The following is a 12,609-nucleotide window of genomic DNA, read 5'->3' on the forward strand; positions in this document are numbered from 1 at the left end:
GAACTTCATCTTGCCAATGCGATGGCGGCGGGAGGCATTGTGCTTGAAAGGCATTGTCACGAAGACCGGTTATTGCGATTGCCGATCACCTACGAAAACGCCATTAACGATCCGCGCACCAACGCCATGACCAAGCAGAAATCCGCTGAGCTGCTGGCGCGCTTGCCGCAAGCTGCGCACAGCGGCAAGCCTTGCCCGGACCAGATCACGCATCGCTTCATGGGCTGTATCTGGTATCCAAACAGCGCTCAGTTCCCCAGCGCGATGAAGTCTTGCCAGATTGTTGGCATCCCGACGGTCTGTCTTGATGCGATCGCCTGGTTTGCGCGGGATCAAAGAAGGGGCGACGACCACACAGTCATGACCTGCGGCAGATAGTTGCCGCTGAATGCCGTAGCCGCAAGGTCCTGCTTCGTAGCAAAACTTCAAAGTCCGGCCTGGCTGCGAAAGCTTGGCCAGCATGCGGGCCAAGGCCGTTGGTGTATTGACGATCTGGCCAAACGAGCGCACGTCACCGCGCCCACCGCCGTCAGCGAGCGCCACCGCGATCGTCTCTTTGTGAACATCCAATCCGACATATGTGATAGTCTCGTCCATGGCCCGTCTCCTATGCATGAGGCTCTACGAGGGCATCGCTCTCGCAACCCTCGATACCTGCATAATGTGAGACGGGTCACCCCGTCCCCAGGCGAACATTTAGTCTAGGTCCTCAAACTCTCTCGTAGACGTTCTCTTCCAATTGCGGGACGATCCTGCGGTGGGTGGCCTGTTCGTAATCATAGGCGTAAGCTAGTAGGTCGGCTTCCGACCACATGCGGCCAATCAGTATCAGGCTGAAGGGAGCGCCGTTCTTATATTGCCCGGCGGGAACAGTAACGCCCGGCAGGCCGGCTATGTTGATCTCCGAGACGGTGGTGGACGGATATTCCTTCTCTTCGAATATACCGGGGAGCTCGGCCGAGGATTGCGGGAATGCCAGCAGGTCGAGGCCGTATTGCGCCATCACCGCGTTGAACGTCTTCAGATAGCGTTGGCGCGCGGTAAGGAATTCGCCCAAATCGGGGACGATTGCTGGGTTTTCCAGCGACTTCCTGAGAATGGGCATCAGTTTTGCGTGCCTGCCGAGGAGATCGTCATCGGCAAATGGATCGACCTTCAGCATCTTCTGCAGCTCTTGCAGCGAATTCGCGGCGGCGGACGGTCCCATGCGGCGCAGATAATTGTCGAAATCGTAAGCCAGGGATTCCATCCCCCGTGCGTCGAAGCGCTCGGTTTTGTCGGCGAGGCTTGCGAAGTCGCTGCCCCGGAAAGGGTCATCGACAGTTATCGCTCCACGCGCCCTGATGTCGTCGACAGCAGCCAGATAGAGCGCCAGGGCCTCCGGCGACAGCGCATCGCCGCGCCAGCCCTCGCCATAAAGACCGACGCGCGCGCCCTTCAGGGCGGTCGGGCTGAGTTTGCTTGCATAACCAGCTTCGGGAACGTTGCCGATGGCGGCAACGGTCTTGGCATCCTCCGCAGTATAGCCGGCGATGACATTCAGAAGCAGCGCCGCATCGGTGACCGTGCGGGCGTGCGGTCCGACCACATCGCGGGTCGATCCGGCAAGCGGTGTGACGCCGCTATTGGGGACGAGCGCAAAGGTCGGCTTGACACTGACGAGGCTCTGCGCAGCCGCCGGATTCTGGATCGAGCCGCCAGTCTCCTCCGCAAGCCCGACCAGGGCAAAATTCCCGGAGACGGCCGCCGCCGTGCCGCTCGAGCTGGCGCCAGGAGCGATAGCGCGATGAACTGCGTTGAAGGTCGGTCCGTCCCAGCTCGTATTGGCGCGGGTGCCGTCATGGCTGAAGGCTGGGATATTCGTCTTGCCGAGGATGATCGCTCCAGCAGCCTTCAGTCTGGCGACGACAGGAGCGTCGTGCTCTGGTATGAGGTCGAAGCCGCCAGCCGCGCTGGAAAGCGGCGCCCAGCCGCCGGTAGATGGAAGGCCGGCAAAATCCATGGCTTCCTTGACGACGACCGGAATGCCGTCGAGGGGGCCGAGCGTCTTGCCGGCACTGCGCCGCTGATCGGCCGCTTTTGCGTCTGCGAGCGCTGTCGGGTTCATGAACGTGAAGGCGTTATAATAGGGCTCGTAACGCTCGATGCGCTTCAGATACGCCTTCGTCAGCGCTTCGGATGTGTAGCTGCCTTGATCGAAAGCCTGCCGGACATCTGCGATCGTCAGTTCCATCAGCTCAATTTCGGGGTCCAAGGCGGTTTCGACCAAGGCGTTCATGCGATGCTGCTCCAAAATTTAGGGCGGGAATGGGAAAATTGGCGATCCGGTATCCGTCAGCCGGACCGGCGGAACTCTATGCTGCGGCTTTCAGCTTGACGGACTTGTCGATCAGGGCAAGTAGGTGGCCGGTGTCCACAACATCGGCAAAAATCGCGGCCATGCTGATCAGTGTCGCGTTATGTTCCTCATCGCTCAGCGTGGCGTTGGCGTCCGTCAGGAAAATCACATTGTAGCCCATCTGCAGCGCATCACGCGCCGTACTCTCGCAGCAGCAATTCGTCAGCGTCCCCGTGATGATCAGCGTGTCAATGCCGTGGGCCTTGAGCTGCTGGTCCAGATCGCAGGTGCCTGGAATGAGTGCCGAGAATCGCGTCTTATCGACGATCAGATCGCCGGCGGCAACGTCGAGCTCGCTCGACAGTTGCCAGTCGTCAGCGCCGCGGGCGAAGGCTTCTTTCATCAGGGCAAATTGCCTGTCGTCCATGTAGTTTTCGAACCAGACGTTCCACGGCAGCTGCTCGTGCGGATCGTAGGTGTAGCGCAGGAAGACATTGAGCCCGCCGCCGTCGCGCACGGCCTGCGAAATGGCGTTGACGTTATCGAAGATCTCACGCGTCAACGGGACTTCGACCGGAGCGCCTTCGGCAACGAAGCCTTTCTGGAGGTCGACGATCACATGGGCAACCTTGCTTATGTCGAGCACATCGAAAATATGCTCCTTGCCGCCGCGCTGCTTGCGACCGCGCTCAACAACATGCTGCGGGATGGAAATTGCATGCATGACAAACTCCTTCTTACGAGCTGATATAATCAAATATGAAAATATCAAATTTACAAGTCTATATTTTGGTATCATTTTGCCTAGTATTTGTGCAGAAATGATTTTCGATGAAATATACATCAATCGTTTGACATCAGCGGTTGCTGCGTTGCATGGTGTCCCGTCCTATTGGGCAAACGCTTTCTCTTTCAAATGTTGTAACGGACGAAAGTCCGCGCTTCGCCGGCACCGGCTCATGGAAAGGGTGAACGCATGAAAATCGGCTTGTTGCATGCCCGAAGCGGTGTCGCGGGCATATGGGCGCCAGCAATGGACGCGGCTGCGGTGGTGGGTGCGGCGGAGATCAATGCCGCCGGCGGCATTCTGGGCGAGGAAATCGAGATCGTCTTCGGGGATTGCGGTTTCTCCGTGAGCGAGGCCCTGACCGCCGTCGATACGCTTGTCGAGATCGACGGCGTCGATGCGATCGTCGGCGGTCATCCCAGCAACATCCGCGATGCCGTCAGCGAGCGCGTCGCAAGCACGGTGCCCTATATCTATACGCCGCAATATGAGGGGATCGCCTGCGGTCCTTCGACGGTCGCCATCGGCAGTACGGATCAGGAACTGATGGCGCCGGCCCTGCAATGGCTTCGGAGCGAAAAACATGCGGAGCGTTATTTCTTCGTCGGCAACGATTATATCTGGCCGCACATGGCGCTGGCGACTACGCAGTGGCTGATGCGCGCGCAGCGCACTCACCTGGTCGGCCAGGCGATCGTGCCGACCAAGATAGACGATTATACGGATCTGCTTCGGCAGATCGCCCAAAGCGGCGCGCAGGTGGTCATTCAGGCGTTGGTGGGCCTGAGCGCGGTCGAATTCAACCGGGCATTCGCGGCCGCCGGCCTTGACGAAAAGATGCTTCGCTTCGGCTTGATCGTGGATGAGACCATCATCTGCGGTATCGGCTCCGACGCCTCGAACAACCTCTTTACGGCGGCAAGCTATTTTGCCGATCATCATTCGCGTTCGAACGATCATTTTCTGGAGCTCTATCACAGCGCATTCGGCGAGTTCGCACCGCCGGTATCGGCGGCAAGCGTCGGGTTCTATGAGGGGCTCCATGTCATCGCCGGTCTTGCAGGAAATCTGCAAACGCGCGACAGCCGTGTTCTAGCCAACCATCTGCACCAGCCGATGTCGCGGCCAAAGGCACGGCATTGGCTTGGAGGCAAGCCGGTCGGTCAATGGCCTTCCGTCTACATGGGGCGTGCGGATGGCGTCACTCTGCAGGTCGTTGCCGCGCTGACTCCCTAGCTGCGCCTCACCACAGGAGGGCTTTCGCTCCGGCGCCGCGGCTTCCATCCTTCTCCCGATCCTGCCCGATCGGGTGATGCGTGTGGCCAACACTCCAAATTTGTTGAATTTGAAATATTGTCAAAGGAAAGTCCCTCTGGTATCCAAACGCCAGTCGGCGGTGTTGATTCCTTCGATATCGGTCGAGCCATATCGATGAGACGATCATGGCGGATGCGATCAGCGATCGGAATTTGTAGAAATTGCAACTAATGAAGAACCGACAATGGGAGGGAGTATGGCCGCAAAACATATGAAGGATCAGCTCGCCTATATGATCGCGAGCGTGAACCGCCAGCTTGAAAGCGAATTGGAAGAGAGGCTGCGCCCGGGCGGAGTTCCGATCGATCAGTTCAGAATTCTCGAAGTGCTCGACGCAGGCGAACCCTGCGCCATGGGCGAGATTGCCGAGCAATCCCTCGTCGAACCGGCGACCCTGACGAAGATCGTCGACCGGATGGTGGCCGAAGGCCTGGTTTACCGGTCTCCCGATCCGCATGATCGCCGGCGCGTGCTCATTTTGACGGCTCCGGCGGGCAAGGTGCTGTTCAAGCGCCTGCGCGGAATCTCGACGGCCCAGGAACAGCGGCTTGTCGAACTGCTCGACTCGGAAGGGGCTGCAGAATTGCGCAACCTGCTGCGCGAGCTCATCCAGTAAAAACGTCGATTTTGAAATGGTTCGGCCGGAGGCCCGCTATTGGTTGATAGCGGGCCTCCGGCATTTTCAACATCTGTCTGAACGGCCTGTCCGTGGGAGTTCACAACCCGGGCGGACGCCGCGTGTGCCAGTCTGTTGCCTGCTGATAAGCGTGGGCCACTTTAAGCAGCATTGCCTCCGAACCGTGAACTCCTGCCAGTTGCAGGGCGACCGGGCGACCATCGGCGGTAAAGCCGCAAGGAAGCGTCACGGTCGGGATACCGCTGGCGTTGAAAGGCGAGGTGAATTTGCCGATGATGTTGAAATCTTCCGCGACGGCGGCGCGAACCTCCGTCCAGGTCGGCGTTCCCAGGCGGAAGACCGGCATGATGAACACGTCGATATCGGTGAACATGCTGACCACCGCGCCCCGGAACTTGTAACGTTCGATGATGCCCTTGCCGATATCGACAGGATTGGCGTTGCGGCCGGTCTCCATGCCGGTGGTGATCCAGTGGCCGTACTTTTCCTTCTGCGAAGGGTAGGTCTTGTCGTGATGGGCCGCCATTTCCGCCATGGTCATCGGCATGGCGTATTTCAGCAGCATGTCGGTGGAGGGGAACTTGACCTCCTGCGTCAGGGCGCCGATTTCGCCCAGGGTGGCGATCGCGTCCTTGATTAATCCGATGGTCAGCGGGTCGGCGTCATCAGCCACATAATCCCAGTCGACGCCGAGCTTGACGCCGCGAGCGCCATAGACGCCGTCCAGTTCGTCGAGATAGTTGGGAACGGGTGTCGGCAACGAAGTGGTATCCTTGGCATCCCATCCCGCCAGGGCCTGCAACATGGCCGCGGCGTCGGCGGCAGAGCGCGCCATCGGCCCGAGATGATCGAAGGTGGCGGCGAGATCGAAGATGCCGTAGCGGCTGATCCGGCCCCAGGTCGGCTTGACACCTGTCAATCCGTTACAGGCGGACGGGAAGCGGATCGAGCCGCCCGTGTCCGAGCCGATGGCGGCATAGGCCATGCCGGCGGCTGTCGAAACGCCTGATCCCGAGGAGGAAACGCCGGTCCACAGATCACTTTTCCACGGATTGACCGGCTCCGGCATATCGGGGTGATGCTCGAGCGTCGCCCCCTCGGTCATATGCAATTTGCCGAGGAGTACCGCCCCGGCCTCAGCCAGCTTGGTGACGACGGTGGCATCGTGATCGGGCTTGAAATCCGCATAGATCGTCATGCCGCCCGTCGTGGTTATGCCTTTGGTGAAGCACAGATCCTTGACCGCGATCGGCACGCCATGCATTGGGCCGCGATAGATTCCTTTGGTGATTTCGGCTTCGGCGGTCCGCGCCTGTTTCATCGCCAGATCGGCGGTCACGGTCGTATAGGCCTTGAGACCCGGATCGAGTTTCTGGATGCGCGACAGGATCGCCTCGGTCACCTCCACCGGCGAGATGTCGCGCTTGCGGATATGTTCCGCAACGACGGTCAGCGGCTGATAATGGATATCGTCAAGGGACATGGTTGCGGGCTCCATGGTTCGAGATCAAAGATTGGGGCGGCGGGTGTGCCAGTCGGTGGCCTGCTGGTAGGCATGGGCCGCCTTGAGAAGCGACGCTTCCGACAAATGCGGGCCGATCAATTGCAGGCCGAGCGGCACGCCGATCGAGGCCATGCCGCAAGGCATGGTGATGCTGGGGCTGCCCGAGACATTGAAGGGCGATGTGTAGCCGAGCAGCCGGTGCAGATCGGACAGAAACTCGTCCATGCGGCCATAGGGAATACCGGTCACCGGGTAGACCGGAGAGATCAGCGCGTCGATGCCGGCAAACATCCGGCTCAACTCGCCCTTGAAGCGGTCCCGATCGATGTAGGCTTTCGACACCGCCATCGGGTCATAGCCGAAACCACGTTCGATCGCGGCCGCCAATTGCGGTCCGAAGCGCGACTTGTCGGCCTCGTAGACGCTCTTATGAAACTGGGCCGTTTCGACATCGGTGATGGTGATCTGGGCCGATGTCGCATCGAGCCGATCAGGCACTTTGACCGGCACAAGGATGGCGTCGAGCTGCCGGAACACTTCTATCGCATTACCGATCGCCTGCGTTGTTTCGCTGTCGACCCCGGCCTGGAGATAGGTTTCGTCCACGCCGATGCGAAAACCTCGTGCTCCCAATATGCCGTCCAGCGCGCCGAGATAGTCGGGAACCGCTGCCGAAAGGCTGGTCGGGTCGAGTGGATCGGGGCCGGCAAAGGCGCTGAACATGGCCGCAGCGTCAGCCGCATCGCGGGTCATCGGGCCGATGGTGTCGAGCGATCCGGCCAGTGGGAAGACGCCGTAGCGACTGGTCCGCCCCCAGGTTGGCTTGAGGCCGGTCACACCATTGGCCGCCGACGGAAAACGGATCGATCCGCCGGTATCGGTGCCCAGGCTGCCGAAGCAGAGCCCGGCAGCCGTCGCGGCCCCCGAGCCCGACGAGGAGCCGCCTGGCCAATAGTCCTTGTTCCAAGGGTTCAGGCATCTGGCCAGGGCAGGGTGGTGCTCCCCAAAGGCACCCTCATGGAGATGAAGCCGCCCAAGGATGATGGCGCCGCTCGCGCGCAACCGCCGTACGATCGTCGCATCCTCGTCCGAGACGAAATCCTTGTAGGCGAGCGTCCCGAAGGTCGAAGCGACGCCCTTGGTGTGGAACAGGTCCTTGATGGCGATCGGCACGCCATGCAACGGCCCGCGATATCGCCCGGATTCGATTTCCTTCCCTGCCGCCTCCGCCTCGATCAGAGCATTTTCAGCCGTAACGGAAAGATAGGAATGCAGTGCCGGATCCACCTTGGCGATGCGTTCAAGCATGTATTGGGTGATGGCCAGCGGCGACAGTTCGCCCGAAGCGATCAAGGTCGAGATTTCAAGCAGGGATGCGTAGTGCAGATTTTCGTCGAGGGACAATGTCGCGAACCTTCTCAAGCAGCCTTTGCCGCTTGCGGCATGCTGGGACGGATTTTGGTGACGCCGACGGCGGCCTCATAGGCCGAACCGATCTGCAACACGGTTGGCTCATCGAAAGGCCTGCCGACGATTTGGGCGCTGAGGGGCAGGCCGTTGGCACCGAAGCCGATCGGCAGCGCCAGGGCAGGATTGCCGGTCACATTGAACGGCCCGGTCAACATGCCGCCCCAGCGGCTGGCATCCGGACCAAAATCCGAGAAGGGAGCGGCCGTGCTCAGGGCATTCGGAGCGAGCAGCGCATCGTGCCTGGACAATAGGTTGTCGTTGACAAAGGCGGTCAACTCCCGACGCAGCCTCTGCGCCTGGACATAATCAGCCGCCGAAAGCACGGCGCCGGAAATCAGCCGCTGGTATCCGTAGCGGCCATAGGCATGCGGCCGCACCTTCAGGTCCGTCTCGTGGATAGCATAGGCTTCCGAGAACATGATCACCCGGCAGCAGGCATCGAACTGCTCGAAGGGCGGCATGTCGACCTCATCGACAACAGCTCCGAGTGCCGCCATCTGCTGGGCCGCCGCGTCAAGCGCTGCCGTTGCCTCTGCCGTCAGGAAGGGGTTTTCGATATAGAACTTGCGCGTATAGCCGATTCGCAGGCCAGAGAGGTCTCGGTTCAGTTTCTCCGTGAAGTCTGGCACCGGCAGCTTTGCCGAGGCGGGATCGAGCGGGTCGTAACCGCCAATGACCTGCATGGTGAGCGCCGCATCTTCCACCGACCACGCCAGCGGGCCGCAATGATCGAGCGAATAGGCGAGCGGGAAGACGCCGCGCCGCGATACCCGGCCATAGGTCGGCTTCAGACCGACGGTGCCGCAATAGGCGGCGGGCCCGCGGATCGAGCCACCCGTATCGGAGCCCATCGCCATGCGGACCATGCCGGCGGCAACGGCCGCAGCCGAGCCGGAGGAGGAGCCGCCGGTGAAATGGTCGGTATTCCAGGGGTTGCGGGCCGGTGGAAACGGTAGGTCGAAGCTTGGTCCGCCGATCGCGAATTCGAAAGTGCCGACCTTGCCCAGCAGCACGCCGCCGCCGGCCGCCAGCTTTTCCTGCACGGCGCTGTCGGTGGCAGGCACATTGTCGCGCAGCAGGTTCGAGTGGCCGGTGGTACGGATACCCGCCGTATCGTATATATCCTTCATGGCGTAGGGAATGCCCTGCATGGGACCCCTATCGATCCCGGCTGCGAACGCGGCATCGGCCTTCTCCGCGTCGGCAAGCGCCCGATCCGCTGTCACCAGCACAAAAGCGGAAATTGCCGGATCGAGCCCGAAAATCCGCTGAAGCGCGTTCTCCGTGAGCATGCGAGAGCTGATTTCGCCGGCGCGCAAGGCCGCGCTCGCTTCGGCAATAGACAGTTCATGAAGTGGAACCGCGATGCTCATAGACGTCAATCCTTTCCAACCAAGCTGAACGTATTCGACGGCTCGGCCGCCGCCGCGCGTTGCGGACGCAGCCAGTGCAAGGCGGCGAGCAGCCCTTCCGCATTCTCATAGGCGCCCCGGGCGCGGTCGGCGGGCGGGACCACTCCGGCATTGAGAAAGCGGCGTTCGATCTCTGCGATTTCTGGGGAAAGTTTGGATTCCGGCATCGGTCTCGCTCCTCTTGAATTCCGGCAAAATAATAGAAAAAGAGATAATTGCAAATGATAATATTGAAGAACAAATATTGTGCATGTTGCACTTTTTTTGCGCGTTAAGACGGCGGGAATTGCGCAATCAAATAATTGAAAAGAAACAATTTATCAGAGTGTGACGTCACCTGTCATGACAATCGAATCTCTTAAAAGCTTTTCATTTGAATATTTTAATGGTGAATTTTATTTCTTCCTGTTTGGGCATGGACGCTTGGCACGACCCTTGCAGAGCAGAATGGGTCCAGTGCGTTGGCGCACCTGCCTACAGGAGAAAAGCACCATGAAACTATTTGGAATGCGAGGGATCGTCGCGGCCGCCGTAGTGGCCGCGTTTACCGTGGCGGGCTCTGCCGCACACACTTACGCAGCGGAGTCAGTCCTTCGCGTTGCCATGACGGCCGCCGATATTCCGGACTGGACCGGCGCGCCGGACCAGGGCTATGAGGGCTATCGTTTTGCCGGCTATACGCTCTACGACACGCTCGCGCTGTGGGATCTGTCCAGTTCAGATAAGGCCGCCGACATCGTGCCCGGCCTGGCAACGAGCTGGGTGGTTGATCCCGCGAACAATAAGCGCTGGATCTTCCATCTGCGCCAGGGCGTCAAATATCATGACGGTTGCACCTGGAACGCCGATTCGGCGATCTGGAACTTCGCGCGCGTGATGGATCCGAAGGCACCGCAGTTCAACGCTCGCCAGGTTGGCCAGATGGGCACCTATGTCGTCAACGTCGACAATGTGGCCAAGCTCGACGACTATACCATCGCCATCACCACTAAGACACCGAGCTCGCTGTTCCCCTATGAGATGGCGATGCTCTACATGATTTCGGATTGCGCGGTCAAAGCCGACGGCTACGACTATAACAAGTTCGCGGCAGCGCCCTCCGGCACCGGACCCTACAAGTTCGATCGCGTCGTTCCGCATGAGCGCCTCGAGCTCGTCAAGAACGCCAATTACTGGGATCCGAAGCGCGTGCCGAAGCATGATCGCCTCGTGCTCCTGCCGATGCCCGAGGCCTCCACGCGCGCCGCGGCACTTCTCTCCGGACAGGTCGATTTCGTGGAAGCGCCATCGCCGGACACCATTCCGCGCCTGAAGTCCGCCGGCATGAAGATCATCACCGTGCCCTATCCCCACAATTGGGATTATCTGCTGCGCACCGACACGCCCCCCTTCAATGACAAGCGGGTTCGTCAAGCTGCCAACTATGCCATGAACCGGCAAGACATGGTGGATATGCTCGACGGCGTTGCCGTCGCCGCCGACGAAACGCTGATCACCACGCAGCCTTGGTACGGCAATCCGACGAAATACGACTTCGATCCCGATAAGGCCAAGGAGCTTCTCAAGGAAGCCGGTTGCTCACCGTGCGCCATCAAGGTCGGCATATCCACCTCCGGCTCCGGGCAAATGCAGCCCTTGCCGATGAATGAATTGGTCAAGGAGCAGCTGGAGGCCGTCGGCTTCCAGGTCGATCTCGTTCCCATGGACTGGAACGCCCTGATCGGCGTGTTTCTGTCGGGCGGCAAGGGTTCGCCCTACAACGCCATCAACTTCTCCATGGCGCCGATCGATCCGGTTCAGGGCATCCTGAAGAAGTGGATGACGCAGTATGGGCCGCCGTCCTGCTGCAACTGGGGTTCCTATTCGAACCCTGACGTGGACAAGCTCGGCACCGAAGCGCTCGGCGAATTCGATCCGGTCAAACGCAACGCGCTGCTGACCAAGATGAACGAAACGGTCGTTGCGGATGCGTCGGAACTCTACATCGTTCACGATCTCAATCCGCGCGCACTGTCCCCGAAACTCTCGGGCTTCGTTCAGGCCCAGAGCTGGTTCCAGGATCTGACGCCGATCGTCGTCGCACCTTGATCGATGCATGACCGGATACGGGCGCTCAGGCGCCCGTATCGCTTTCAGGCTTTGTGGCAACATGCTGCCAGAATGATTATGGAGAGATACGATGTGGCTGTACGCGCTTCGGCGCCTCATCCTGACGGTTCCGATCCTGTTCGGTGTCACGGTCATCTGTTTTGCGCTGGTGCACATCGCTCCGGGCGATCCCATCCAGAACCTGCTGTCGCCGACGGCATCGCAGGCGGATGCCGACAGGCTCCGGGCTGCCTACGGCCTCGACCAGCCTCTGCCGATCCAATATTTCATCTGGCTGGGCAAAGTTCTCGCCGGCAATCTCGGCATGTCGATCTCCGACAATGCGCCGGTGGCGAGCGAAGTCGTCCGCGCTTTCGGCAATACGATTGTTATTGCGCTGATTTCCGTGGTGCTAGCCTTCGTTCTCTCAACGATCATGGGCGCCATCGCGGCCTACAAGTCGGGCAGCTTCATCGACAAGCTTATCATCGCCGTCGCGGTCTTCGGCATCAGCGTGCCGCCATTCTGGCTCGGCGTCGTTCTTGTCATCGTCTTCGCCGTCGATCTGTTCTGGCTTCCGGCAACCGGCATGGGGGCGGGGGGATCGCAAGGCTTCAACTACTTCAGTTGGCACGATTTCCAGTTCGCGGTCATGCCGATCATCGCGCTCGCCTTGCCGCCGCTTGGCATCATGACGCGAACGACACGCTCGTCGCTCGCCGAAATCCTCAATCAGGATTTCATCCAGACGCTGCGGGCCAAGGGGCTCAGCCAAACCAGCATCATGCTGCACGCCATCCGCAACATCATGCCCCAGGCGATCGCGATGCTCGGCCTCCAGCTCGGCTACCTGATCGGCGGTTCCGTGCTGGTCGAGACAGTCTTCACCTGGCCCGGCACCGGCTTCCTGCTGAACAAGGCCATCCTCAGCCGCGATATCCCGTTGCTGCAGGGAACGATCCTCGTCCTTGCCACCGCCTTCGTGCTCATCAACCTGGTCGTCGATCTTACCCAGTCGGTGATCGATCCCCGCATCAAACGCAACTGACGGAGGCG

At 60.2% G+C, this 12,609-nt stretch carries 10 protein-coding genes and 1 pseudogene; 4 read left to right on the plus strand and 7 right to left on the minus strand.

What is annotated here, in order from left to right:
- Positions 1 to 123: 123 nt before the first annotated feature.
- From EV561_RS33535 to EV561_RS33545, 3 genes and pseudogenes are all read right to left on the minus strand, one after another.
- A pseudogene (locus EV561_RS33535) lies at positions 124 to 597 on the minus strand (transposase); the annotation flags it as partial.
- 112 nt (positions 598 to 709) lie between these two features.
- Positions 710 to 2,278, minus strand: coding sequence for an amidase (locus tag EV561_RS33540; protein ID WP_132528213.1), 1,569 nt, complete (start codon positions 2,276 to 2,278; stop codon positions 710 to 712).
- Between the two features lie 76 nt (positions 2,279 to 2,354).
- Complete coding sequence (locus tag EV561_RS33545) at positions 2,355 to 3,062, minus strand: cysteine hydrolase (protein WP_132528214.1); 708 nt, start codon at positions 3,060 to 3,062, stop codon at positions 2,355 to 2,357.
- Positions 3,063 to 3,314: 252 nt separating this feature from the next.
- Between EV561_RS33545 and EV561_RS33550 the strand changes: the two genes are divergently transcribed.
- Positions 3,315 to 4,361, plus strand: a complete 1,047-nt coding sequence (locus EV561_RS33550; protein ID WP_132528215.1) for a substrate-binding domain-containing protein — start codon at positions 3,315 to 3,317, stop codon at positions 4,359 to 4,361.
- A gap of 277 nt (positions 4,362 to 4,638) precedes the next feature.
- Positions 4,639 to 5,058: a MarR family transcriptional regulator gene (locus tag EV561_RS33555; protein ID WP_245513173.1), complete on the plus strand. Its 420-nt coding sequence runs from the start codon at positions 4,639 to 4,641 to the stop codon at positions 5,056 to 5,058.
- A 100-nt stretch (positions 5,059 to 5,158) separates the two neighbouring features.
- On the opposite strand, the gene EV561_RS33560 is transcribed toward EV561_RS33555, so the two are convergent.
- The 4 genes from EV561_RS33560 to EV561_RS33575 are packed head-to-tail and all read right to left on the minus strand — an operon-like array spanning position 5,159 to position 9,632.
- Positions 5,159 to 6,562, minus strand: a complete 1,404-nt coding sequence (locus tag EV561_RS33560) for an amidase (protein ID WP_132528216.1) — start codon at positions 6,560 to 6,562, stop codon at positions 5,159 to 5,161.
- 24 nt (positions 6,563 to 6,586) lie between these two features.
- Positions 6,587 to 7,987, minus strand: coding sequence for an amidase (locus tag EV561_RS33565; RefSeq protein ID WP_132528217.1), 1,401 nt, complete (start codon positions 7,985 to 7,987; stop codon positions 6,587 to 6,589).
- A gap of 14 nt (positions 7,988 to 8,001) precedes the next feature.
- The gene (locus EV561_RS33570) at positions 8,002 to 9,426 is read right to left on the minus strand and encodes an amidase (protein ID WP_132528218.1); all 1,425 of its coding nucleotides are present in this window, start codon (positions 9,424 to 9,426) and stop codon (positions 8,002 to 8,004) included.
- A gap of 5 nt (positions 9,427 to 9,431) precedes the next feature.
- The gene (locus EV561_RS33575; protein ID WP_132528219.1) at positions 9,432 to 9,632 is read right to left on the minus strand and encodes a hypothetical protein; all 201 of its coding nucleotides are present in this window, start codon (positions 9,630 to 9,632) and stop codon (positions 9,432 to 9,434) included.
- Positions 9,633 to 9,957: 325 nt separating this feature from the next.
- Between EV561_RS33575 and EV561_RS33580 the strand changes: the two genes are divergently transcribed.
- Together EV561_RS33580 and EV561_RS33585 are read left to right on the plus strand one after the other, a co-directional pair.
- Positions 9,958 to 11,553 carry an ABC transporter substrate-binding protein gene (locus EV561_RS33580; RefSeq protein ID WP_132528220.1) on the plus strand — a complete coding sequence of 532 codons (1,596 nt, stop codon included), beginning with the start codon at positions 9,958 to 9,960 and terminating at the stop codon, positions 11,551 to 11,553.
- Positions 11,554 to 11,644: 91 nt separating this feature from the next.
- Positions 11,645 to 12,601 carry an ABC transporter permease gene (locus EV561_RS33585; RefSeq protein ID WP_132528221.1) on the plus strand — a complete coding sequence of 319 codons (957 nt, stop codon included), beginning with the start codon at positions 11,645 to 11,647 and terminating at the stop codon, positions 12,599 to 12,601.
- Positions 12,602 to 12,609 lie beyond the last annotated feature (8 nt).

Source organism: Rhizobium sp. BK376 (genome assembly GCF_004341625.1).
Lineage (GTDB): Bacteria > Pseudomonadota > Alphaproteobacteria > Rhizobiales > Rhizobiaceae > Rhizobium.

Excerpts from the sequence above, each read along its gene's own strand:
- EV561_RS33540 (WP_132528213.1), bottom strand. The coding sequence starts at position 2,278 with ATGAACGCCTTGGTCGAAACCGCCTTGGACCCCGAAATTGAGCTGATG.
- EV561_RS33545 (WP_132528214.1), bottom strand. The coding sequence starts at position 3,062 with ATGCATGCAATTTCCATCCCGCAGCATGTTGTTGAGCGCGGTCGCAAG.
- EV561_RS33550 (WP_132528215.1), top strand. The coding sequence starts at position 3,315 with ATGAAAATCGGCTTGTTGCATGCCCGAAGCGGTGTCGCGGGCATATGG.
- EV561_RS33555 (WP_245513173.1), top strand. The coding sequence starts at position 4,639 with ATGGCCGCAAAACATATGAAGGATCAGCTCGCCTATATGATCGCGAGC.
- EV561_RS33560 (WP_132528216.1), bottom strand. The coding sequence starts at position 6,562 with ATGTCCCTTGACGATATCCATTATCAGCCGCTGACCGTCGTTGCGGAA.
- EV561_RS33570 (WP_132528218.1), bottom strand. The coding sequence starts at position 9,426 with ATGAGCATCGCGGTTCCACTTCATGAACTGTCTATTGCCGAAGCGAGC.
- EV561_RS33575 (WP_132528219.1), bottom strand. The coding sequence starts at position 9,632 with ATGCCGGAATCCAAACTTTCCCCAGAAATCGCAGAGATCGAACGCCGC.
- EV561_RS33580 (WP_132528220.1), top strand. The coding sequence starts at position 9,958 with ATGAAACTATTTGGAATGCGAGGGATCGTCGCGGCCGCCGTAGTGGCC.
- EV561_RS33585 (WP_132528221.1), top strand. The coding sequence starts at position 11,645 with ATGTGGCTGTACGCGCTTCGGCGCCTCATCCTGACGGTTCCGATCCTG.